Source organism: Franzmannia pantelleriensis, assembly GCF_900102875.1.
GTDB lineage: Bacteria > Pseudomonadota > Gammaproteobacteria > Pseudomonadales > Halomonadaceae > Franzmannia > Franzmannia pantelleriensis.
Window position 1 is genome coordinate 122,559 of sequence record NZ_FNGH01000006.1, and the last position, 22,569, is coordinate 145,127.

Here is a 22,569-nt window from a genome sequence, read left to right on the forward strand (position 1 = left end):
GCCAGGCTTCGAGCCCTGCCGGTCGCGGTTGGTTCCCATGGTTAGGGCGTGATGCGCCAGGTGGGCAAGGTCACGGCAGACTGCTAGGCTGGAAGCGTCAGCGTGGCAAACGCTGATCGATCAGGGCAATGGCGTGCCGTCAGGAAGACGCCGCATTGTCCTTTACCTACCCAGCTGCAAGGAGTGCTGCAATGCGAAGCATCATCTATATCATCGGCCTGATCGTCGTGGTCATGTTCGTGCTGTCGCTGCTCGGCATACGCTGAGACAGCGGCAGGGGGTGGCCATGTTCGGTACGTTCCGCTATCGGCTGCTGCTGGCGATAGGCGTGATGCTCGTCGCAACGCTGCTCAGCGGATGCGCCGCACGCGTCACCCCACAGGCCCAACTCGAGGCGCCCCAGCCGGTCTATCTGGTCGACCACAGCCGCCATGCCAGTCTGGTGATTCCCCACGAGGATGGCCTGACGCGCTACTCTTACGGGGAGTGGGGCTGGTACGTGGAGGGCCAGCGCGGAACCCTGGCGGGGCTATCGGCGCTGCTGTGGCCGACGCCGGGCGGGCTTGGGCGCAAGGAGCATGCTGCACTCGAGGTGCCGCCGCTACCGGCTCGGGTCACCCCCGAGGGGCGCCAGCGGGTACATGCCCTCGAGGCGGAGGCCGAGCGGGTCGAGATGCTGCGTCAGCGACTCGATGCCTACCACGCCGAGGCCGCATCGCCAGCGGTGTACAGCGAGACGTATGGTCTCTATTTCGTCCCGTATTCGCGTGACTACTGGGCCGCCCATCAGTCCAATCTCAAGGTCGTCGAGTGGCTCCAGGAGTTGGGCATGGAGGTACGAGGCTCGGCCTGGCTATCGCGCTGGCGAATCACGACGAGCTCGCGAGATTGAGTTTCTATCACCTGGGTAATGGCAGAGCGTCATGCCTGGGTATGACAATTTGTGGCAGTGGCTTTTCTGGTTGCCGCGAGTGTGTATGCTGAATGGTGAGCCTTACCCTAACGCCGTAGCGGCGATGGCGGCGTAAACGCAGTTGACCAAGGGGAACTGATAAATGGCACAACAATCGATGAGTGAACTCTCCCGAGATAACCGGGTACGCATCCTGGCCGGGGTGGCGGTAATCGCGCTGGTCTATGCGTTGATTGCCAGCTCGGGCGCCAGCTCGGCGCGTGAGGAGCGTGATAGCCTCGAGGAGCGCGTGGCGGTGCTGGAGAGCGAGAACGATGCGCTGCGCAGCGAAGTCGATACCTTCGCCGAGGCCCAGGGCAGCGTCGAAGACGCCCAGCAGGAGCTGGCCGCTCTGGAAGCCGAGACCGAAGATGCCCGTGAGCGTCTGGCGGAGGTCGAGAACGAGCTGGCCGATAGCGAGGCGCGACTGGCCGAGCAGGAGGCCGCCTTCGAGGCGCGCCAGGCCGAGCAGGAAGAGGAGCTCGAAGCACGTCGCCAGGAGCAGGAAGACGAGCTTGCCACGCGTCGCGATGAACTCGAGGGGCAGATCGACGAACTCGAGCAGCAGGCCCAGTCCCTGGATGAGCAGGTTGCCCAGCATGAAGCCGAGCTCGAGACGCTGGAGACCCAAGCCAGCGAGGCACGTGATGCGCGCGACGCTGCCCGCCAGGAGTTCGAAGGTCTCGAGGAGCAGATCGCCGAGGCCGAAGGCCGCCAGGCCGAGCTTACTAGCCAGATCGATGCCGATCAGGACCGCATCGCCGCCCTGCAGGAGGAGATCGACACCCTCGACGGGCATGTCGAGGAGCGCGAGGCAACGCTTGATGAGCTGGACGCCCAGATCGCGGCATCCCAGCGCAGCTTCGACCATGTCGAAGAGGGCCTTGAAGCAGCGCTCACCGAGTATGAGGAAACCCAGGCACAGGTCGACGAGGCAGAAGCACGCCTCAACGAGCTCTCCGAGCAGACCAGCGCGCGGACTCAGCAGCTTGAGCGGCTCGAGGCTCAGCTGGTCAGTTGGCGCGATGAGCTCAGCGAGCTCGAAGCCGGTCTTGAAGCAGCCGCTGCCGATCAGGAAGAGGATGAATGACCTGACGCCTGGCGTGTAGATGCCCTGATGCGGCGGCGAGGCTCCTGGCTCGCCGCCGTTTTTCATGGGCAACGCTAAAGTTGAGTGCAGTGCTTGGTTATACCGCCCGCTGCCGGGTTATACTCGCCGCTACACCGACCGGCCATGACCGGTCACCATGATTGACCAGCAGGAGTGAACCGTGATTGAAGGGGTAAAGCATATCGTTGCCGTGGCCTCGGGCAAGGGGGGCGTTGGCAAGTCTACCGTGACCGTCAATCTGGCGCTGGCGATGGCCGCTGAAGGCTACCGCGTGGGACTGCTCGACGCTGATATTTATGGCCCCAGCCAGGCTCAGATGCTGGGGATCGGCGAGGGCGTGCGGCCGCAGCAGGCCGGTGAGAACCAATTCCAACCGCTCGAGGCTCACGGCATCCAGGCGATGTCGATGGCGTTCATGGTCGACATCAATGAGCCCATGGTGTGGCGTGGTCCGATGGTCGCCGGGGCCTTCCAGCAGATGCTCAATCAGACTGCCTGGAACGATCTCGACTACCTGTTCATCGATATGCCGCCGGGTACCGGCGATATCCAGCTGACCCTGGCGCAGAAGGTGCCGGTGTCGGGGGCGGTGATCGTCACCACCCCACAGGACATTGCGCTGCTCGACGCGCGCAAGGGCATCGAGATGTTCCGCAAGGTCAATGTGCCGGTGCTCGGTGTGGTCGAGAACATGAGCCTGCACGTCTGCTCGGAGTGCGGGCACAGCGAGCCGATCTTTGGCGCCGGCGGCGGTGAGCGTATCGCCGAACAGTATCAGACCAAGCTGCTCGGTCAGCTGCCGCTCACGCTGTCGATTCGCGAACAGTCAGACGGTGGCCGGCCGACGGTGATCAGCGATCCTGACAGCGAGGCGGCAGCGACATTCCGCGGCGTGGCGCGCGCAGTGGCCGAGGGCGTTCAGGGCCAGCAGAGCGAAGGCCCAGCCATCAGCTTCGGCGACTGAGCGCGATAGCAGCAGCTTTGTATTCCTCTAGCGGGCCGTTATCATAACGGCCCGATTTCTTTGTGCTGGCGCGACGGCGCGGCAGCTTTGCCCTATCAAGGACGCCCCGATGAGCATCAAATCCGATAAGTGGATCCGCCGCATGGCCGAGCGGGAAGGCATGATCGAACCGTTCGAGTCTGAGCAGGTGCGCTACGTCGACGAGCGCCGGGTGATCTCCTACGGCACCTCGAGCTACGGTTACGATGTGCGCTGCGCCGATGACTTCAAGGTGTTCACCAACATCCACTCGGCGGTGGTCGATCCCAAGGCGTTCGATGAGAAGAGCTTCGTCGACATCAAGGGTGACGTCTGCGTGATTCCGCCCAACTCCTTTGCGCTGGCGCGCACGGTGGAGTATTTCCGCATTCCGCGCAGCGTGCTGACCATCTGTCTTGGCAAGTCGACCTATGCGCGCTGTGGAATCATCGTCAATGTCACGCCGCTTGAGCCCGAGTGGGAAGGCCATGTGACGCTGGAGTTTTCCAACACTACCAACCTGCCGGCCAAGATCTACGCCAACGAGGGCGTGGCGCAGATGCTGTTCCTGGAGTCCGATGAGGTCTGCGATACGTCTTACAAGGACCGTGGCGGCAAGTACATGGGGCAGCGTGGCGTGACCCTGCCCAGGACCTGAGCGCTACTCCTCGTCCAGCTCTTCCGCCGCATCGGCATGCGACAGGCGTAGACCTTGCGGCGGCAGCGGCATGCCGTCGAGGGTCGGACCCTGCTGCCCAAGCTGCAGTCGGCCCTCGAGGAACCACTTGATGGCGATGGGATAGATGAGGTGCTCGCGGAGGTGGACCTTGTCCTTGAGCGAGGCGGCGTCATCCTCGGTATCCACCGCAACCGCAGCCTGTACCACCACGGGTCCGCCGTCGAGCTCCTCGGTGACGAAGTGCACGCTACAGCCGTGCTCGGTGACGCCATCGGCCAGCGCCCGGGCGTGGGTATCGAGCCCCTGATAGGCGGGTAGCAGTGAGGGGTGGATATTCAGTAGGCGGCCGTAGAAACGCTGAACGAACACCGGGGTGAGGATGCGCATAAAGCCGGCCAGCACGATCAGGTCGGGCTCGTGGCGCTCGATCACCTTGATCAGGGCGCCGTCGAAGGCCTCGCGGCTGTCGTACTCGCGATGCGGCAGCGCTACGGCGTCGATGCCGGCGTCGCGGGCACGCTTGAGGCCATAGGCGTCGGCCTGGTTGGAGATCACCGCGACGATCTCACCGCCCAGCTCATCGTAGGACTGGGCGTCGATCAACGCCTGGAGGTTGCTGCCGTTGCCGGAGATCAACACCACCACGCGGCGCGCCTGACTGGCCTCGGCGCTGAAGTCGTTGAGGGTGTCGCTGGCCGGGGTGGGGGCGTCGCCGCTGCTGCTCATGCCGAAAGGTTCTCCAGTTGGACCTGGGCTTCATCGCCGTGCCGAGCGGTGATCTCGCCGAGCCGATAGACGCGCTCGCCCTGCGTCTCCAGATGCGCTTGTGCGGCCTCGGCCTGATCGGCGGACACCACCACCACCATGCCCACGCCGCAGTTGAGCACGCGATGCATCTCATGCTCGTCGACGTTGCCCTGCTGCTGTAGCCAGTCGAACACTGCCGGACGGCGCCAGCGCGTCACGTCGACGTGGGCGGTGAGGTTGTCGGGGAGTACGCGGGGGATGTTCTCGAGCAGGCCGCCACCGGTAATGTGTGACAGCGCATGTACCTCGACGCCGCTCTCCTTGATCAGCGACAGCAGCGACTTGACGTAGATGCGGGTCGGGGCGAGCAGCGCCTCGCGCAGCGGCTGGCCGTCGAGCTCGGTGTCCAACGGGACCGCGGCGACGTCGAGAATCTTGCGAATCAGCGAATAGCCGTTGGAGTGTGGGCCGGAGGAGGCCAGGCCGAGCAGCACGTCGCCGGCGGCGACCTTGGTGCCGTCGAGGATCTCGGATTTCTCGACCACGCCGACACAGAAGCCGGCCAGGTCATAGTCGCTGCCTTCGTACATGCCCGGCATCTCGGCGGTTTCGCCACCGACCAGGGCGCAGCCGGCCTGGAAGCAGCCTTCGCCGATGCCGGTCACCACGTCGGCGGCGATGTCGACATCCAGCTTGCCCGTGGCATAGTAGTCGAGAAACAGCAGCGGCTCGGCACCGGCCACCACCAGGTCGTTGACGCACATCGCCACCAGGTCGATGCCGATGGTGTCATGCTTGTCGAGGTCCATGGCCAGGCGCAGCTTGGTGCCGACGCCGTCAGTACCGGACACCAGCACCGGCTCACGATAGCCGCTGGGCAGTTGGCACAGCGCCCCGAAGCCGCCGAGACCGCCCATTACCTCGGGACGAGTGGTACGCTTGGCAACGCCCTTGATGCGCTCGACGAGCGCATTGCCGGCGTCGATGTCCACGCCGGCGTCCTTATAGCTGAGGGACGTCTGGGACGGCTGGGAGGAGTCGGACGAGCTGCGGGTCATGACCAATCCTGTCGAAATGCGGCGAGAAAGATAGGGTGAAAATGCGGCGTGAATTGTAGCATCACCTGACAGCGCTCGCACCGCCGGTGCGTGGCAAATGCATGGGGTAGCGCCCACAGGAGTGGCGGATCTGCACCAGGGAGTCGAGGATGCGCAGAGAGTGGTGGTTGCTGGCCGTTGCGGTCGGCTTGGTATGGCTGCTGATGCAGCTCGAATCGATGTTGATGCCGTTTATCGCCGGGATGATCATCGCGTACCTGGGCGATCCACTGGCCAATCGCTTGCAGCGCTGGGGGCTGTCGCGGCCGATGGCGGTCAGCGGGGTGTTTCTGGTGATGATCCTGGTGCTCGGCATCAGTCTGCTGATCCTGATTCCGCTGACGGTGCAGCAGACGCGGCAGTTTGGCGAGGTGGTGCCGACCATCTTCGCGTGGTTCGAGACGGTACTGGCACCCCAGCTGCAGGCCTGGACCGGCTACGACCTCAGCGCCGAGCTCGACAACCTGCAGGAGACCCTGGCCGAGCACTGGCAGGAAGCCGCCGGCCCCGCGGCGGAGATACTCGGGCGCGTCGGGCGCTCCGGGCGCGCGTTCCTGACCTGGATCACCTACCTCTCGCTGGTGCCGGTGGTGGCGTTCTACCTGCTGCTCGACTGGGAGCGCCTGCTGCACAACATCCGCAGCCTGCTACCGCGACAGTGGGAGCCGGATGTGACGCGTCTGGCCAAGCGCTGCGACGAGGTACTATCGGCCTTTCTACGTGGCCAGCTGCTGGTGATGCTGTGCCTGGGGGCGATCTATGCGCTGGGCTTGACCTTGATGGGGGTGCGCTTCGGCCTGTTGATCGGCCTGATGGCGGGCCTTGCCAGCATCGTGCCGTTTCTGGGCTTTATCGTGGGTATCAGCGTGGCGCTGGTGGTGGCGTTTTTCCAGTTTGGCAGCTGGCTGGCGCTGCTAGGCGTGGTGGCGGTGTTCAGCATCGGCCAGGCAGTGGAGAGCACGGTGCTACAACCCAAGCTGCTCGGCGACAAGATCGGGCTGCACCCGGTAGCGGTGATCTTCGCCGTGCTGGCCGGTGGCAATCTGTTTGGGTTTACCGGGGTATTGCTGGCGTTACCCGCCGCCGCAGTCATCATGGTACTATTGCGAGAGGTCAAGGAACGCTACAAAAACAGTACCTTATATGATGCCGCGCGGAATGGCGGCAGTGACGAGGAGCCCCCATGAGCCCCGCCCCTGCGCAGTTGCCGTTGGGCGTAGGATTGCGTGACGATGCGACCTTCGCCAACTTCCTGCCGGCAGCTAATACCAGCCTGGTAGAGACGCTGCGCGCCCAGTGGCAGCCGGACGGTGAGCCGTTCCTGTTTCTGTGGGGGGCGGAGGGCGTTGGCCGCAGTCATCTGCTGCAGGCTGCCTGCCACGCCGCCAGCGACCACGACAAGCGTGCGCTCTACCTGCCCCTCGCCGAACTCGGCCATTTCCCGCCGCATATGCTCGAAGACCCTGAGCGTCTCGACCTGGTGGCCATCGATGACCTCGACAAAGTGCTGGGGCGCCGGCGCTGGGAAGAGGCGCTGTTTCACGCTTTCAATCGGCTGCGCGATGCCGGCAAGCGGTTGGTGATCGCCGCACCGGCGGCGCCGCGTCAACTCGACGTGGCGCTGCCCGATCTTGCCTCACGCCTCACCTGGGGCACCACCTTTCATGTTCATCCCCTCGATGACGAGGGGCGTCTGGCAGCGCTAAAGCTGCGTGCCGGCGTGCGGGGAATGCAGCTGCCCGACGAAGTGGCGCGCTATCTGCTGCACCGCGGGCCGCGGCGTCTCGGCGACATGTGCGAGGCCCTGGACACCCTCGATCGCGCCTCGCTCTCCGCCCAGCGCAAGCTGACGATTCCCTTCGTCAAGCAGGCGCTGGGCTGGTAATGCGGCGGGGTCTCAGCGCGACAGATTGACTTTGACGCGCTGGCCGTTGCTGAGCCTGACCTGGTTGATGATGATCCGCGGCCGACCGTCGGCCGGCGTCACGCTGCCGGAGACATAATAATCGCCTGCCGGCAGGCCGTTGACCGTGAAGCGCCCGTCGTCGTCGGTACTGGCCTGGCGGGTGTAGGCCTGGGCGCGGGGATCGGCGGGTTCCACGGCCTGGCCGGCCAGTGCCTTCTCGGCGGCTTCGGCGGAGTAGGTGGTGACCGGCGCCACGGATACCCGACTATTGCGCCCAACCACGGTGCCCGAGCCTGTCTGCAGGGTCAGGCGGCCGCTGATCGAGGCGTTGCCGTGTTTCTCGAGTGCCGCATACTCGGCTTCGGGAAACGCCACCTCGCGGGCTACCCGGCCCGGCGGCGGGCCTTCATCGGTAGGTCGTTCGGCCTGGGTGCCAACGTCTGTGACGTCAATGCGTTCGGGTGGTGGACCGGGCGTGGTATCGATCAGCTGGCAGCCGCTCACGGCGAGGGCGGCAGCACCCATCAGCAGATATTTCAGCAGCCCGTGTTGCATTGCGTGTCTCCTACATCCGTGTGTCAGCTGAGTGGCCGTCGCCCTTGAGTCTAAGCTGCGCGCATCGAGCGTGCCACTGTCGCTTGAAAGCCACGCGCCCCGCTACCATGGTAGTGATAGTGGCTCACCGACAGGGAGACGAGCATGGTCAATACACGGCGCGAACGCGACAGCATGGGGGAACTGGAGGTGCCGGCTGACGCCCTCTACGGTGCCCAGACTCAGCGTGCGGTGAATAACTTTCCGGTCAGCGGCCAGCACATGCCGACGGCTTTCATCCACGGCGTGGCTTACGTCAAGCTGGCGGCGGCGCGGGTCAATGCCGAACTGGGCCTGCTCGATAAGCCCCGAGCCGAGGCGATCGCTGCTGCCGCCCGAGAGATCCTCGATGGCCGCCATGATGACCAGTTCCCGGTAGATGTCTTCCAGACCGGCTCCGGTACATCGACCAACATGAACGTCAACGAGGTGATCGCCCATCTGGCCACGCGTCAAGACCTGCCGGTGGGGCCCAATGACCACGTCAACATGGGCCAGTCGAGCAACGACGTCATTCCCACCGCGCTTCATCTCTCAGCGGCCCTCGAGGTCGAGCGGCGGTTGCTGCCGGCCCTGGACCACCTGCGCACCACCATCGAGGCGCGTGCGGTCGAACTGGACGCTGTCGTCAAGACCGGGCGCACGCATCTGATGGATGCCATGCCGGTGCGCATGAGCCAGGAGCTGGGGGCCTGGGCGAGCCAGGTGGCGCAGGCCGGTGAACGCTTGGTGAGCGGTCAGCAGCGTTTGATGCGACTCGCCCAGGGAGGCACCGCGGTGGGTACCGGGATCAACGCGCATCCCGAGTTTGCCGAACGCATGGCGCGCGTGCTCTCCGAGCAGACCGGGCTTGCGCTGACCCCCAACGATAGCCTGTTTGCCAGCCTCGCGTCCCAGGATGCCGCCGTCGAGCTCTCCGGCCACCTGCGCGGCTACGCCTGTGTGGTGATGAAGATCGCCAACGATTTGCGCTGGATGAATTCGGGGCCGCTGGCCGGTCTCGGTGAGATCGAACTCGAAGCGCTGCAGCCGGGGAGTTCGATCATGCCGGGCAAGGTCAATCCGGTGATTCCCGAGTCCGCGGCCCAGGTCGCGGCCCAGGTGATCGGTCTGGATAGCGCGGTGACGGTGGCGGGGCAGAGCGGCAACTTCCAGCTCAACGTCATGCTGCCACTGATTGCCAATAACCTGTTGACCGGCATTGCACTGCTCAGTAACACCAGTCAGCTGCTTGCCGATCGCGCCATTGCCACCTTCAAGGTCCGCGAAGCCAATTTGCGTGAGCCGCTGGCACGCAACCCGATCCTGGTCACGGCACTCAACTCGGTGATTGGGTATGACGCTGCGGCAGCGATTGCCAAGCAGGCCTATCAGGCGGGGCGACCGATACTCGATGTGGCCGAGGAGCAGACCGAGCTGTCGCGCCAGGAACTAGAGCGGCTTCTTGACCCGGCGGCACTGACGCGTGGTGGCATTCCTGAGTGACGTTCGCAAGCGAACATGGTGTCAGGCGATATGCAGCGTGACGTCGTGGTTCTCCAGTAGGCGGCAGATGGTCTCGGACGGTCGCCGGTCGGTGAACAGGGCATCCAGCTGGGAAATGTTGCCCTGGCGCACCACCGGGTTGCGATGGAACTTGGAGTGGTCGGCGGCCAGAAAGACCTGCCGGGAGTTGCGGATGATCGCCTGGGCGACGCGTACCTCCTGGTAGTCGAACTCGAGCAGCGAGCCGTCTTCATCAATGCCGCTGATGCCGATAATGCCGAAATCGACCTTGAACTGGTTGATGAAATCGATGGTGGCTTCGCCGATGATGCCGCCGTCCCGGGCGCGCACCTGGCCGCCAGCGACGATCACGTTGAAGTCTTCCTTGTGCTGCAGGGTGGCGGCCACATTGAGATTGTTGGTGATCACCTCGAGCCCTTTGTGATCATCGAGGGCCTCGGCGATGACTTCGTTGCTGGTGCCGATATTGATGAACAACGAGGCGTTGTCGGGAATCTTGGAGGCCAGCAACTCGGCGATGCGGCGCTTGGCATCCAGATTGAGCGTCTTGCGGGTGCTGTAGGAGGTGTTGACGGTGCTCGATTCCAGCCCGGCACCGCCGTGAACCCGACGTATCAAGCCTTCCGCGGCCAGTGCGTTTAGGTCGCGGCGAACGGTCTGGGGCGTCACGTCGAAGTGGCTGGTAAGTTGTTCGATGGCGGCGTAGCCCTGGCGTTTCACCAGTGCCACGATGGCGTCCTGACGTTCCCGCTGATTCATGCGACCTCCTTGATGTTGTGATGAGTTTACGTGATTTCGTCAATATGAAACATCAGGTATGCGCAATGCTCGATGGAGGTGCGCAGTACGGCGTGCGACTAAGGTGCAAGGCCGAGTCGCCTGCAAAGGTTTGAGCCGTTACCGTGAGTAGTTTAGTCTCCAATTATCGAAAACGAACATGAATTCAGCGAAAACGAAAACTCAAAGCCAATGATATAGAGGACAACGCCATGCCTGCCTACCTGCTTGCCATCGATCAGGGTACCACCAGTTCGCGGGCGATCCTGTTTGACCGTCAGGCCAACGTCATTGAAGTGGCTCAGCAGGAGTTCACCCAGCACTTTCCCGAAGATGGCTGGATCGAGCACGATGCCGAGGACATCTGGAAGACCGTAGAGCAGACCTCCCATCAAGTGCTCGAGCAGGCGGGGGTTGGCGCCGACGAGGTGGCCGGGATTGGTATCACCAATCAGCGCGAGACCACCTTGCTGTGGGATCGCAACACTGGTGAGGTGCTGCATCGGGCAATCGTCTGGCAAGATCGCCGTACGGCGGATTATTGCCAGCGCCTGCGTGATGCCGGCCATACCTCGCTGGTGCAGGAGCGTACCGGGCTGCTGATCGACCCCTACTTTTCCGCCACCAAGCTGGCCTGGCTGCTGGAGAATGTCGAGGGCGCGCGCGCACGTGCCGAGCGCGGCGAGCTGGCCTTCGGCACCGTCGATACGTTTCTGATCTGGCGTCTTACCGGGGGCAAGGTGCACGCCACCGACGCCACCAACGCCTCGCGTACCGCGCTGTTCAATATTCACCAGCAGCGCTGGGATGATGAGCTGCTGGCACTGTTCGACATTCCGGCCTCGCTGTTACCGGAGGTCAAGGACTCCAGCGACGACTTCGGCCATGCCGATGCGTCCTTTCTGGGTGCAGCGCTGCCGATTGCCGGCGTGGCCGGCGACCAGCAGGCGGCGCTGTTCGGTCAGGCCTGCTTCGAGCCGGGCATGGGCAAGAGTACCTATGGCACCGGCTGCTTCATGATTCTCAATACCGGCGACAGCGCCGAGACGTCGCGCAATCGGCTGTTGACCACCGTGGGTTACCGGCTGAACGGCAAGCCGACCTACGCCATGGAGGGCAGCATCTTCGTGGCCGGGGCCACAGTGCAGTGGCTGCGCGACGGCCTCAAGCTGTTCCACGACGCGGCCGAAACCGAGGCGCTGGCCAGGAAGACCCGGGAGGGGCATCATGTCTATCTGGTCCCGGCGTTCACCGGGCTCGGGGCGCCGCACTGGGATCCCCAGGCACGCGGTGCCATCTTCGGTCTGACCCGGGACACCGGGATCGCCGAGATTGTCGCCGCGGGGCTGCAGGCGGTCTGCTACCAGACCCGCGATCTGCAGGTATGCATGAACGATGATATGGCGGCCAATACCGGGACGCTGCGCGTCGATGGCGGCATGGTGCGCAACAACTGGCTGATGCAGTTTCTGGCCGACATGCTTGGCGTGCCGGTGGATCGACCCACGGTGCTCGAGACCACCGCGCTGGGGGCCGCCTATCTGGCCGGCCTGCAGATCGGCTGGTATCGCGATCTGGACGAGATCGCCGAGCTGTGGCGCTGTGAACGCACCTTCGAGCCGCGGATGCCCGATGATGAGCGCGAACGTCTCTACCAGGGCTGGCAAGACGCCGTGGCGCGCGTCAAATCCTGACGCCGGATGTGGCCAAGCGGCTGATCGCCAAGAATTTTTACGCCGCTATTGCATTCCCGGGGCGGATGCGTAAAATACGCATCCGTTGCCAGGCAAGCCATCTCCTGGAAGGCAGTAGGACCATAGCTCAGTTGGTTAGAGCGCCACGTTGACATCGTGGAGGTCAGCGGTTCAAATCCGCTTGGTCCTACCATACTGCGACTCGCGGTATGTGCATAGGCAAAGACAGCAGGACCATAGCTCAGTTGGTTAGAGCGCCACGTTGACATCGTGGAGGTCAGCGGTTCAAATCCGCTTGGTCCTACCAGATTCAAGAGCGGCCCCGCAGCTACTTAGCTGCGGGGCCGCTTTGCATCTAGGGCGGGGTTAGCTGTCGCTCTCGAGGTCGCTGCGAGCGACGAATACTGCCACCAGTCGTTCGATCCCCGCCTGATCAGTGGGCGTGAAGCGGGCCGGAAGTGGGCTGTCGAGGTCGAGTACGCCCCACAGTCGTTCGCCACTGAGTATCGGCACCACCAGCTCCGAGCGCGAGTCCGCGTCGCAGGCGATGTGGTCGGCGATCGCGTGCACATCATCGACGCGCTGGGTGTCGCGGCTGCGTGCGGCGGCGCCGCAGACCCCCTGGCTGAACGGGATGGGATGGCAGGCCGGCTTGCCCTGGAAGGGGCCCAGTGAGAGTTGCTCCGGCTGGCGTTGCAGATAAAAGCCGGCCCAGTTGAGGTCGGGCACGCTGTGCATGATAAAGGCGCTAGTCTGGGCGCTATTGGTCAGCCAGTCACGGTCGTCGAGCAGCGACGCCAGCTGGCGCGCCAGAGATGAATAGTCGGTTGGCATGGGGCCTCCTGACGACAACAGGCCGGCATGGCCGGCCTGTTGTCGGTGGCGTTGCAATGGCGGTGTTACTCCCAGCCGGGAATCGCGCCGCCGTCGAACAGTTCTTCGGCCTTGGCGGCCACTTCGTCGCGCTGATAGGCGCTGACCAGCTGGCGGATCTCTTCGCGCTCTTCATCGCCGGCACGCACCACGATCAGGTTGACGTAGGGCGACTCGGGGCCTTCGCGAACCAGCGCATCGTCGAGGCTGAGGCCGGCGGGCTGGGCGAAGGTGTTGTTGATGAAGGCCATGTCGACGTCGGGCAGTACCCGCGGCAGCTGGGCCGCCTCGATCTCGCGGAACTGGAAGTCGCGCGGGTTCTCGATGACGTTGACCGGCGTGGCTTCGAGGTTCTCCGGGTCGTCGAGTTCGATCAGGCCCTCGTTGTGCATCAGGATCAGCGAGCGACCCTCGTTGGACGGGTCGTTGGGCAGGGCGATGATAGCGCCATCGGGCAACTCGTCGATGCTGGTGTGGCGCTCGGAGTAAGCGCCGATCGGGTAGACGAAGCTGCGTCCGGCGGCGACCAGCTCGTAGCCGCGATCGTCGACCATGCTCTGCAGGTAGGGCTCGTGCTGATAGGCGTTGGCGTCGAGGCTACCGTCGGCCAGTGCGGCGTTGGGGGAGACGTAGTCGGTGAATTCGACGATCTCGACGTCGAGATCGTACTCCTCCTTGGCGATGCGCACCGCGACTTCCATGACTTCGGTCTCGGGGCCGGCCACGGTGCCGACGCTGATCGAGCGGCTCTCGGTGGCATCGTCGCCGTTGCCGCAGCCGGCCAGTGCCAGGCTGCCGGCGAGCATCAAGCCGCCGAGCAGGCGCGACGGGGTGAACTGACGGGAGAGGGTGTCATTCATGAGCGCAGTATCTCCTTGATGCCTCGAAGCGAGGCGGTGGAAGGCGCCGCTATTCCAGGTGCGGCGCCGAGTGAAAACGGATCACTTGTGGTCGGTGCGGCGCACCAGGTGGTCGCCGAGACTCTGGAAGCCCTGGACCATGACCACCAGGATCGCCACGGTGATCAGCATCACCGTAGGGTCGAAGCGGTTGTAACCGTAGCGGATGCCGAGGTCGCCCAGCCCTCCGCCACCGACGGCACCGGCCATCGCCGAATAGCTGACCAGGGTGACTACGGTGATGGTCAGCCCGGTGATGATGCCGCCGAGTGCCTCGGGCAGCAGCACCTTGGTGATGATCTGTAGCGGTGTGGCGCCCATCGACTGGGCGGCTTCGATCAGGCCCGGCGAGATCTCGTTGAGCGCACCTTCGACCAGGCGTGCCACGAACGGAATCGCGGCGATGGTCAGCGGTACGATGGCGGCGTTGGTGCCGATGGAGGTGCCGACGATCATTCGTGTAAAGGGAATGATCGCCACCATCAGGATGATGAAGGGCACCGAGCGGCCGATGTTGGTCACTACGCCCAGTACCCGGTTGAGTGCCGGCTGGGCAAGGATCTGGCGTGGCCGGGTCACGTACAGCATTACGCCCAGCGGCACGCCCAGCAGCGCCGAGATCAGACTCGATACGCCGACCATATACAGGGTGTCGAGTGTCGCCTTGAGAATCAGGTCAAGCATCGCGCTGGACATGGCCGAGCACCTCCACGTGAAGATCATGGGTTTCGAGGTAGTCGATGGCTTCGCGGGTCTTGTCCGACGGCCCGATCAGCTCGGCGATCATCAGCCCCAGGGTGCGATCCTGGATCGACTCGACCTTGGCCTGCAGGATGCTGACATCGATCTGGCAGTCGCGAGCCAGGCGCGAGATCAGCGGCGTCGATACGGCATCGCCGGAGAATGCCAGGCGGACGACCGGGTGCGAGTGGTCGCCGGGGTCGGCGTCGAGCCGTTCGACCAGTGCGCGGGGCGGTTCGAGCTTCAGGAATTCGGTGATGAACTCGCGGCCCAGTTGAGTGCGTGGTGCGGTAAAGAAATCGCCGACCTCGGCTTCCTCGACCAGGCTGCCAGCCGAAATCAGGCCGACCCGGTGGCAAATCCGCTTGACCACTTCCATCTCGTGGGTGATCAGCAGAATGGTCAGGCCCAGGCTGCGATTGATCTCCTGCAGCAGTGCCAGGATCGAGCCGGTGGTCTGCGGGTCGAGGGCCGAGGTGGCCTCGTCACACAGCAGCACCTTGGGCTTGCTGGCCAGGGCGCGGGCAATGGCCACCCGCTGCTTTTGGCCACCGGAGAGCTGCGCCGGATACTGGTTGGCCTTGTCGCTGAGGCCGACCAGCTCCAGCAGTGGGGCGACCCGCTGGCGTATCTCGGCCCGCGGTACGCCCATCAGCTCGAGCGGTAAGGAGACATTGGCGAAGACCGTGCGTGATGCCAGCAGGTTGAAGTGCTGGAAGATCATGCCGATGCGATGACGAGCCTGGTTGAGGGCGTCACCGCTGAGGGTGGTGAGTTCCTGACCGTCGACGCTTATGCTGCCGCTGGTGGGGCGCTCGAGGAGGTTGACGCAGCGGATCAGCGTCGACTTTCCGGCACCGGAGAGCCCGATGACACCGTAGATGGTGCCTTCGGGAACGTGCAGGTCGAGCGGCTTGAGTGCCTCGACGGCGGCGTGGCCCTGGCCATAGGTCTTGGAGACGTTGGAAAGTGTAATCATGGTCCTGTCGCGTTGCGGCGCTGGCGGGCGGGGCAGTGGGGGCAAAAAAAAGGCCACCCTTGCGGGTGGCCATCAACGCTGGACACACCCTTTTAGCTGCACTTCTCCTTCCCTGGGGGAAGGAGGGCGCCCGCAATCCGGGGTCAAATCGGCGCCTGAAATATGTGGCGAGAATTCTAGGCGCCTCGCTCGGATAATGTCAACGACTTTAGTTCAAGATAAAGGCCGCTTGCCAGTGGCGTGGTAAATATTCCTGCATTATTGCATTTTTCAGACATTTCGTCTGATATGGGCGAAGCCCTGACAGGACGCTCCACATGGACGCCTGGCACGCCGATTCATTACACTAGATGGCTTTCCAGCGCCTGGCACGACTGTCGGGTGTGGGTCGGCCAGCGTCAGGAGAGAGCATGTTCACAGGCATCGTACAGGGAACGGCCGCGGTCACCCGCGTCATCGAAAAAACCGAGTTTCGCACCCACGTACTCGAGCTTGACGCAGCGCTGCGCGAGGGACTGACGCTGGGGGCGTCGGTGGCTCACAACGGCGTGTGCCTGACGGTCACTGCGCTCGATGGCGATCAGGTCAGCTTCGACTTGATGCGCGAGACCCTGCGGCTGACCAATCTTGGTGCGCTGAAGGAGGGCGATCGCGTCAATATCGAGCGTGCGGCGCGATTCGGCGACGAGATCGGTGGTCACGCCATGTCGGGCCATGTCATCAGCATGGCCGAGCTGGTCGAGCTGGATGAAGCCCCCAATAATCGCCGGCTATGGTTCGAGCTGGACGCCGAGTTCGGTCGCTTCATCTTCGACAAGGGCTATATCGGGGTGGACGGTATCAGTCTGACCATCGGCGGCTTGGCCGACGCTACGCCAGGGCGGGTGCGCTTCTGCGTCAATCTGATTCCCGAGACCCTGGCGCGCACCACCCTCGCCGAGCGCCGGCCCGGTGATCGCGTCAATATCGAGATCGACCCCCAGACCCAGGCCATTGTCGAGACCGTCGAGCGGGTGCTGGCGAGTCGGTATGCGCACTAAAACGCTTGCTTTGACCGCTCCGTCAAGTTTTCGTTGGTGGTGAGAGTGGTCAATGGCGCAAGGCTTGCTTATAGATAGACGGGACCGGCGCCTTGCCGGCCATCACAACAATCAACGCAGGTCGCCATGCCGCTCGATACGCGTCTCGCATCCGCCGACGCCTTTGGGTACCATGTGCGGCTTTTCTCGCACCTCGGGCGCTGAGCGCCCACGCGCAGGACTAAGCCGATGAAACGACTGCTGGACAACCACTTCAAGCTGTCTGAACACAATACCTCCATCAAGACAGAGGTCATTGCCGGGATCACCACTTTCCTGACCATGGCCTACATCATCTTCGTCAATCCCAGCATCCTCTCAGAGACAGGCATGGACTACGGCGCGGTGTTCGTCGCCACCTGTCTGGCCGCCGCGGTGGGCTGTCTGATCATGGGGCTGTGGGCCAACTATCCGATTGCCCAGGCGCCGGGCATGGGCCTCAACGCCTTCTTCACCTACGGCGTGGTGCTGGGTATGGGTTACACCTGGGAAGCAGCGCTCGGCGCGGTGTTCTTCTCGGGCTTCATCTTCTTTCTGCTCAGCGTGTTCAAGATCCGCGAATGGATCATCAACGCCATTCCGCTTTCGCTGCGACTGGGCATCGCCGCCGGTATCGGCCTGTTCCTGGCAATGATCGCGCTCAAGAACGCCGGTATCGTGGTCTCCAATCCGGCCACTTATGTGGCGCTCGGTGATCTCTCCGAGCCGGCAGCGATCTATGCGCTGGTAGGTTTTTTTGCGATCACCGCGTTGGCCTATCTCAGGGTCACCGGTGCGGTAATGATCGGGATTCTGGGCGTCACCGTGATGGCCATTCTGCTCGGCCACAACGAGTACGGCGGCCTGGTCTCTGCGCCGCCGTCGATCGCCCCGACCTTCATGGCGCTCGATTTCGCCGGGGCGCTGGACGTTGCCATGCTCAGCGTGATCTTCGCGTTCCTGTTCGTTGACCTGTTCGATACCTCCGGCACCCTGATCGGGGTAGCCCACCGCGGCAAGCTGCTCGACAAGGACGGCAAGCTGCCGCGCATCGGGCGTGCGATGATGGCCGACAGTGGCGCCTCCATGGCTGGCGCGGTGATGGGCACCTCCACCACCACCAGCTACATTGAATCTACCGCGGGTATCGCCTCGGGTGGCCGCACTGGCCTCACCGCAATAGTGGTGGCCGGGCTGTTCCTGGTCAGCCTGTTCTTCGCCCCGCTGGCCGGTTCGATCCCCGCCTATGCCACCGCCGGGGCGCTGCTCTACGTGGCGGTGCTGATGGCCGGTAGCCTGGCTCACGCCGACTGGGAAGATGTCACCGAGGCGGCCCCGGTGCTGATTGCCGCACTGGCCATGCCGCTGACCTTCTCGATCGCCGAGGGCATTGCGCTGGGCTTCGTCAGCTATGTGGCGATCAAGGCATTGTCGGGCCGTTTTAGCGATCTCAACCCGGCGGTGATCGTGCTGGCGCTGCTGTTTGTCCTCAAGTTCCTTTTCCTCGACTGACCCGATGAGACCGATCCGCGATGAGCATATACGGCGACTACATCAAATCCGTGATTCGTACCGTCCCCGACTGGCCGCAGTCGGGAGTCAACTTCCGCGATATCACGCCGCTGCTGCAGAACAGTGCGGCCTTCCGCAAACTGATCGACAGCTTCGTGCACCGCTATCAGGAAATGGATCTGGACGCGATCGCTGCCATCGATGCGCGCGGGTTCATCATCGGCGCGCCGCTGGCCTACGAGCTGGGCTGCAGTTTCGTGCCGGTACGCAAGAAGGGCAAGCTGCCGTTCCGTACTGTCAGCGAGACCTATACCCTGGAGTACGGTAAGTCGGAGGTCGAGCTGCACTCCGACGCCTTTCAGCAGGGCGACCGGATTCTGGTCATGGACGACCTGATCGCCACCGGCGGTACCATGCTGGCCGCGTCCAAGCTGATCACGCGCAGCGGCGGCCAGGTGGTGGAAACCGCCACTATCATCGATCTGCCGGAACTCGGTGGGTCGCAGAAGATTCGCGATGCCGGTTACGGCGTTTTCGCGGTCTGTTCTTTCACCGAGGACGAGTAATAGCGTCTTCACCCTGTCGTTTACCGGTATCCGATCATGAGCGCCAACCGCTATCAGCAGCACTTTACCGTTTCCTGGGACCAGCTCCATCGCGATGTGCGCGCGCTGTGCCATCAACTGGTCGAGCGGGACTTCAAGGGCATCATCGCCATCACCCGGGGTGGGCTGATTCCCGCGGCCCTGATTGCCCGCGAACTCAACGTGCGGCTGATCGACACCGTGTGCATCAAGAGCTATGACCATATGGACCAGGGCGGCCTCGATGTCATGAAGGGCGTCGAGCACGATGGTGACGGCTGGCTGCTGGTCGACGACCTGGTCGATACCGGCAAGACCGCACGGGCGGTTCGCGAGATGCTGCCCAAGGCGCACTTCGTGACCGTCTATGCCAAGCCCGAAGGGCGTCCGCTGGTCGACCAGTGCCTGACCGAAGTCGCCCAGGACTGCTGGATCCAGTTCCCCTGGGACATGGGCATCGCCTATGTCGAACCGCTTGTCGATCAGGTGCGTGGCCAGACGCCCTGAATGTCTCGCGTCAAGGAGGCCATGATGCCGGAATCACCGCTTCCCGAGAGTTGGCAGGCGCCGCTTGGCGATGAGCTGCAGGCGCCTTACATGCAGGCACTACGCGATTTCCTGGCGGCCGAGAAGGCCGCGCGCAAGGTGATCTATCCGCACTCGGCCCACTGGTTCCGCGCTTTTCAGCTGACTCCGCTGGATCAGGTCAGGGTGGTGGTGCTTGGGCAGGACCCTTACCACGGACCCGGTCAGGCCCATGGATTATGCTTCTCGGTACGCCCGGGGGTGCCTACGCCGCCGTCGCTGCAGAACATCTACAAGGAGCTGGCTCAAGACCTTGGCACCACCCCGGTCAGTCACGGCTTTCTCGAGCACTGGGCGCGCCAGGGCGTGCTGATGCTCAACAGCGTGCTGACCGTGGAGCAGGGCAATGCCGGCTCGCATCGCGGTCGCGGCTGGGAGACCTTCACCGACCGCGCCATTGCCGCGGTCAACGAGCAGTGCGACCACGTCGCCTTCCTGCTGTGGGGCAGCTACGCCCAGAAGAAGGCCGCCTTCGTCGATCGCAGCCGTCACCTGGTACTGCACTCGCCGCACCCCTCGCCGCTGTCGGCGCACCGCGGGTTCTTCGGCCAGCGGCATTTCTCCCAGGCCAATGCGTTCCTGGCGGCCCGCGGGCGCGAGCCCATCGATTGGCAGCTGCCCGCTGCCCCTGACGCCGTCGGGCCTTAACCTGAACGCCTGATCAGGCTAGAATTGCGCGCAATTTGTTCATCCAATAGACGTCAGCCTGACGAGGGAGCCTTCCGCCATGAGCGTTCACGCCATCGACCATCCTCTGGTACAGCACAAGCTCGGGCTGATGCGCGAAGCGGGGATCAGTACCAAGAGCTTCCGGGAGTTGGCTGGTGAGCTGGCCAAACTGTTGACCTACGAGGCGACCAAGGATCTCGAGCTGCAGACCCAGGAGATCGACGGTTGGAGCGGTGACAAGATCCCGGTGCAGCTGCTCAAGGGCAAGAAGGTCACCATCGTGCCGATCCTGCGCGCCGGGCTGGGCATGCTGGACGGCGTCACCGACCTGATACCCAGCGCGCGGATCAGCGTGGTGGGGCTCTATCGTAACGAGGAGACCCTCGAGCCGGTGCCCTATTTCGAGAAGTTCACCAACGATCTCGACGAGCGCCTGGCGATCGTCATCGATCCGATGTTGGCCACCGGTGGTTCGATGCTGGCCACCCTCGACATGCTCAAGGCCCGCGGCTGTCCGCTGATGAAGGTGATCGTACTGGTGGCTGCACCGGAGGGCATTCGCCGCGTGCAGGAGGCCTACCCCGAGGTGGAGATCTACACCGCGGCGATTGACGAGCGCCTCGACGAGAACGGCTATATCGTGCCCGGATTAGGAGATGCTGGGGACAAGATCTTCGGCACCCGCTGACGTCAACATGCATTCTGCGCCCCTTTCGAGGGGCATTTTTTTGTTCACAACAATTTGATGACTAGAGGAAGCAACCCATGAGCGACTCGACTGCGGCCCCAGTGGAGCCGTCGCCCAGCCTGCCCAAGACGCTGCTGACCGGCGCCCAGATGCTGTTCGTGGCCTTCGGCGCGCTAGTGCTGGTGCCGCTGCTGACCGGCCTCGATCCCAGCGTGGCGCTGTTTACCGCCGGGGCGGGCACGCTAGTATTCCATGCCGTGACGCGGCAGAGCGTGCCGGTATTCCTGGCCTCGTCGTTTGCTTTTATCGCACCCATACAGGGCTCAGTCGCCAGCTTCGGTGTCTCCGAGACCCTCGGCGGGTTGCTGGCGGCGGGGCTCGTCTATGTCGCCATGTCGCAAGTGGTGCGTGTCAAGGGCACCGATTGGCTGCATCGGGTGCTGCCGGCGGTGGTGGTGGGCCCGGTGATCATGGTGATCGGGCTGGCATTGGCGCCGGTGGCGGTCGATATGGCCAGCGGCGAGACCAGCGAGCATATCGGCTACGGCCAGGCCATCACGCTGTCGATGATCAGTCTGATGGTGACCCTGGTGCTGGCGGTATTTGGCCGCGGGCTGCTGCGGTTGATTCCGATCATGGGCGGTATCGTCGTCGGCTATCTGCTGGCGCTGGCCATGGGCGTTGTCGATTTCTCGCCGGTGCGAGAGGCGAGCTGGGTGGCGCTACCCAGCTTTACTGCACCGAGTTTCCACTGGGCGGCGATCCTGTTCATGATTCCGGTGGCGATAGCGCCGGCGGTGGAGCATATCGGCGACATGGTGGCGATCGGCTCGGTGACCCGCAAGAATTACCTGGAGAAACCCGGCCTCCATCGCACGTTGCTCGGGGATGGTCTGGCCACCTCCACTGCGGCGCTGTTCGGCGGCCCGCCGAATACCACTTACTCCGAGGTGACCGGGGCGGTGACCCTGACCCGCGCCTTCAATCCGCGCTACATGATCGTTGCCGCCTGCTTCGCCATCCTCTTGGCCTTCGTCGCTAAGCTCGGCGCCGTGCTGCAGACCATTCCCGGGCCGGTGATGGGCGGCATCATGGTACTGCTGTTCGGCTCCATCGCGGTGGTCGGCATGAACACCCTGGTGCGCGCTGGCCACTCGCTGACCGCGCCGCGTAACCTGGTAGTGGTGTCGTTGATTCTGGTGTTCGGCATCGGCGGAATGCAGTTCGGCGGCGGTCAGTTCACCCTGCAGGGCGTGAGTCTGGCGGCAGTGGTGGGGATCGTCCTCAACCTGATCCTGCCGCCGGCACGCGAGGGCGAATGACCCTTTAATGGTGGTGGTGCTCGCCACTGCCATCAGAAAACGACGGTGGGTTGTTGGCACTGACGATCACGCATTCGTTGTCGCTGACGTTGCGAAAGCGGTGGGGTAGCCGCGAATCGAAGTAGTAGGCGTCGCCGGCGGTCAGCAGGCGCGCCTCGCCATCGACGGTGAGCTCGATGGTACCGGCCACCACCACGCCGCCTTCCTCGCCGTCGTGCTCCAGCATGTCGTCGCCGGTGTCGGCACCGGGCGGGTAGCGCTCGTGGATGATCGACATGCTGCGGTTGGGTCGCCGCGCACCGACCAGCCGCCATGATAGCTGGCCATCGCCGATTTCGGTCAGTTCGCTGGCGCGGTAGAAGACCTTCTCTTGGCTGCTCTGTTCACCAGCGAAGAACTCGCTGATCGAGGCCGGCATGGCATCGAGTATCTTCTTCAGTGAGCTGACCGACGGGCTGACGCTGTTTTGCTCGATCAGCGAGATGGTGCTGTTGGTCACTCCGGCACGCTTGGCCAGTTCGCGCTGCGAGAGCGCTGCCCTTAGTCGCAACTGCTTGAGGCGTGCCCCGACGTCGAAACCACTCATGCGCTGTCCTTGTTGAAGATCCTTGACG

Annotated in this window: 24 protein-coding genes and 2 tRNA genes; 17 read left to right on the top strand and 9 right to left on the bottom strand. The window is 63.7% G+C overall.

Translation table 11 applies throughout. The features are described 5' to 3' along the window. Positions 1-286 precede the first annotated feature (286 nt). The 4 genes from BLT16_RS09075 to dcd all read left to right on the top strand — a co-directional run bounded on the left by BLT16_RS09075 (position 287) and on the right by dcd (position 3,703). A complete protein-coding gene (locus BLT16_RS09075; protein WP_089658215.1) occupies positions 287-892 on the top strand; it encodes a hypothetical protein in 606 nt (201 codons plus the stop codon). A gap of 163 nt (positions 893-1,055) precedes the next feature. Continuing rightward, positions 1,056-2,042: a coiled-coil domain-containing protein gene (locus BLT16_RS09080; protein WP_089658216.1), complete on the top strand. Its 987-nt coding sequence runs from the start codon at positions 1,056-1,058 to the stop codon at positions 2,040-2,042. A gap of 184 nt (positions 2,043-2,226) precedes the next feature. After that, the gene (gene apbC, locus BLT16_RS09085) at positions 2,227-3,027 is read left to right on the top strand and encodes an iron-sulfur cluster carrier protein ApbC (RefSeq protein ID WP_176817203.1); all 801 of its coding nucleotides are present in this window, start codon (positions 2,227-2,229) and stop codon (positions 3,025-3,027) included. Positions 3,028-3,136: 109 nt separating this feature from the next. Further along, on the top strand, positions 3,137-3,703 hold the full coding sequence (gene dcd, locus BLT16_RS09090; RefSeq protein ID WP_089658218.1) for a dCTP deaminase: 567 nt from the start codon (positions 3,137-3,139) through the stop codon (positions 3,701-3,703). A gap of 3 nt (positions 3,704-3,706) precedes the next feature. Here dcd and purN read toward each other — a convergent pair whose 3' ends face one another. Continuing rightward, positions 3,707-4,450, bottom strand: a complete 744-nt coding sequence (gene purN / locus BLT16_RS09095) for a phosphoribosylglycinamide formyltransferase (protein WP_089658219.1) — start codon at positions 4,448-4,450, stop codon at positions 3,707-3,709. Continuing rightward, complete coding sequence (gene purM / locus BLT16_RS09100; RefSeq protein ID WP_089658220.1) at positions 4,447-5,529, bottom strand: phosphoribosylformylglycinamidine cyclo-ligase; 1,083 nt, start codon at positions 5,527-5,529, stop codon at positions 4,447-4,449. Before purM ends, purN begins: the two co-directional genes overlap by 4 nt. Positions 5,530-5,678: 149 nt before the next feature. Between purM and BLT16_RS09105 the strand changes: the two genes are divergently transcribed. Then, entirely contained in the window at positions 5,679-6,755 is a 1,077-nt protein-coding gene (locus tag BLT16_RS09105; RefSeq protein ID WP_089658221.1) for an AI-2E family transporter, read from the top strand. Then, positions 6,752-7,453, top strand: coding sequence for a DnaA regulatory inactivator Hda (gene hda, locus BLT16_RS09110; RefSeq protein ID WP_089658222.1), 702 nt, complete (start codon positions 6,752-6,754; stop codon positions 7,451-7,453). Before BLT16_RS09105 ends, hda begins: the two co-directional genes overlap by 4 nt. 12 nt (positions 7,454-7,465) lie before the next feature. Here the strand turns inward: hda and BLT16_RS09115 are convergent, their stop codons facing one another. Next, complete coding sequence (locus BLT16_RS09115) at positions 7,466-8,029, bottom strand: carboxypeptidase-like regulatory domain-containing protein (RefSeq protein ID WP_089658223.1); 564 nt, start codon at positions 8,027-8,029, stop codon at positions 7,466-7,468. 144 nt (positions 8,030-8,173) lie between these two features. On the opposite strand from BLT16_RS09115, the gene BLT16_RS09120 reads away from it, so the two are divergent. Beyond that, positions 8,174-9,553 (top strand): class II fumarate hydratase, encoded by a 1,380-nt coding sequence (locus BLT16_RS09120; RefSeq protein ID WP_089658224.1) that lies wholly within the window; start codon positions 8,174-8,176, stop codon positions 9,551-9,553. A 21-nt stretch (positions 9,554-9,574) separates the two neighbouring features. Here BLT16_RS09120 and BLT16_RS09125 read toward each other — a convergent pair whose 3' ends face one another. Continuing rightward, the gene (locus BLT16_RS09125) at positions 9,575-10,333 is read right to left on the bottom strand and encodes a DeoR/GlpR family transcriptional regulator (RefSeq protein WP_089658225.1); all 759 of its coding nucleotides are present in this window, start codon (positions 10,331-10,333) and stop codon (positions 9,575-9,577) included. A gap of 230 nt (positions 10,334-10,563) precedes the next feature. Between BLT16_RS09125 and glpK the strand changes: the two genes are divergently transcribed. The 3 genes from glpK (at position 10,564) to BLT16_RS09140 (ending at position 12,352) form a co-directional block, all read left to right on the top strand. Beyond that, complete coding sequence (gene glpK, locus BLT16_RS09130) at positions 10,564-12,045, top strand: glycerol kinase GlpK (protein WP_089658226.1); 1,482 nt, start codon at positions 10,564-10,566, stop codon at positions 12,043-12,045. A gap of 116 nt (positions 12,046-12,161) precedes the next feature. Further along, a tRNA-Val gene (locus tag BLT16_RS09135) sits at positions 12,162-12,238 on the top strand. Positions 12,239-12,275: 37 nt separating this feature from the next. Next, positions 12,276-12,352, top strand: a tRNA-Val gene (locus tag BLT16_RS09140). Positions 12,353-12,411: 59 nt separating this feature from the next. Here BLT16_RS09140 and BLT16_RS09145 read toward each other — a convergent pair. From BLT16_RS09145 to BLT16_RS09160, 4 genes are all read right to left on the bottom strand, one after another. Next, positions 12,412-12,879, bottom strand: a complete 468-nt coding sequence (locus BLT16_RS09145) for a GAF domain-containing protein (RefSeq protein ID WP_089658227.1) — start codon at positions 12,877-12,879, stop codon at positions 12,412-12,414. 65 nt (positions 12,880-12,944) lie between these two features. Next, positions 12,945-13,778, bottom strand: coding sequence for a MetQ/NlpA family ABC transporter substrate-binding protein (locus tag BLT16_RS09150; RefSeq protein WP_089658228.1), 834 nt, complete (start codon positions 13,776-13,778; stop codon positions 12,945-12,947). Between the two features lie 81 nt (positions 13,779-13,859). Then, entirely contained in the window at positions 13,860-14,513 is a 654-nt protein-coding gene (locus BLT16_RS09155; protein ID WP_089658229.1) for a methionine ABC transporter permease, read from the bottom strand. Continuing rightward, positions 14,494-15,537, bottom strand: coding sequence for a methionine ABC transporter ATP-binding protein (locus BLT16_RS09160; RefSeq protein WP_089658230.1), 1,044 nt, complete (start codon positions 15,535-15,537; stop codon positions 14,494-14,496). Before BLT16_RS09160 ends, BLT16_RS09155 begins: the two co-directional genes overlap by 20 nt. Before the next feature lie 410 nt (positions 15,538-15,947). On the opposite strand from BLT16_RS09160, the gene BLT16_RS09165 reads away from it, so the two are divergent. From BLT16_RS09165 to BLT16_RS09195, 7 genes are all read left to right on the top strand, one after another. Then, positions 15,948-16,577, top strand: coding sequence for a riboflavin synthase subunit alpha (locus BLT16_RS09165; RefSeq protein WP_089658231.1), 630 nt, complete (start codon positions 15,948-15,950; stop codon positions 16,575-16,577). A gap of 228 nt (positions 16,578-16,805) precedes the next feature. After that, positions 16,806-18,107 carry an NCS2 family permease gene (locus tag BLT16_RS09170; RefSeq protein ID WP_089658232.1) on the top strand — a complete coding sequence of 434 codons (1,302 nt, stop codon included), beginning with the start codon at positions 16,806-16,808 and terminating at the stop codon, positions 18,105-18,107. A gap of 20 nt (positions 18,108-18,127) precedes the next feature. Beyond that, a complete protein-coding gene (locus tag BLT16_RS09175; protein ID WP_089658233.1) occupies positions 18,128-18,673 on the top strand; it encodes an adenine phosphoribosyltransferase in 546 nt (181 codons plus the stop codon). 36 nt (positions 18,674-18,709) lie between these two features. Then, on the top strand, positions 18,710-19,198 hold the full coding sequence (gene gpt, locus BLT16_RS09180; RefSeq protein ID WP_089658234.1) for a xanthine phosphoribosyltransferase: 489 nt from the start codon (positions 18,710-18,712) through the stop codon (positions 19,196-19,198). Positions 19,199-19,222: 24 nt separating this feature from the next. Continuing rightward, positions 19,223-19,924 carry a uracil-DNA glycosylase gene (gene ung, locus BLT16_RS09185; protein ID WP_089658235.1) on the top strand — a complete coding sequence of 234 codons (702 nt, stop codon included), beginning with the start codon at positions 19,223-19,225 and terminating at the stop codon, positions 19,922-19,924. A gap of 79 nt (positions 19,925-20,003) precedes the next feature. Continuing rightward, a complete protein-coding gene (upp, locus tag BLT16_RS09190) occupies positions 20,004-20,633 on the top strand; it encodes a uracil phosphoribosyltransferase (protein ID WP_089658236.1) in 630 nt (209 codons plus the stop codon). A gap of 77 nt (positions 20,634-20,710) precedes the next feature. Next, a complete protein-coding gene (locus BLT16_RS09195; RefSeq protein ID WP_089658237.1) occupies positions 20,711-21,955 on the top strand; it encodes a uracil-xanthine permease family protein in 1,245 nt (414 codons plus the stop codon). 4 nt (positions 21,956-21,959) lie between these two features. On the opposite strand, the gene BLT16_RS09200 is transcribed toward BLT16_RS09195, so the two are convergent. Continuing rightward, positions 21,960-22,541: a cupin domain-containing protein gene (locus BLT16_RS09200; RefSeq protein ID WP_089658238.1), complete on the bottom strand. Its 582-nt coding sequence runs from the start codon at positions 22,539-22,541 to the stop codon at positions 21,960-21,962. Between the last annotated feature and the right edge of the window lie 28 nt (positions 22,542-22,569).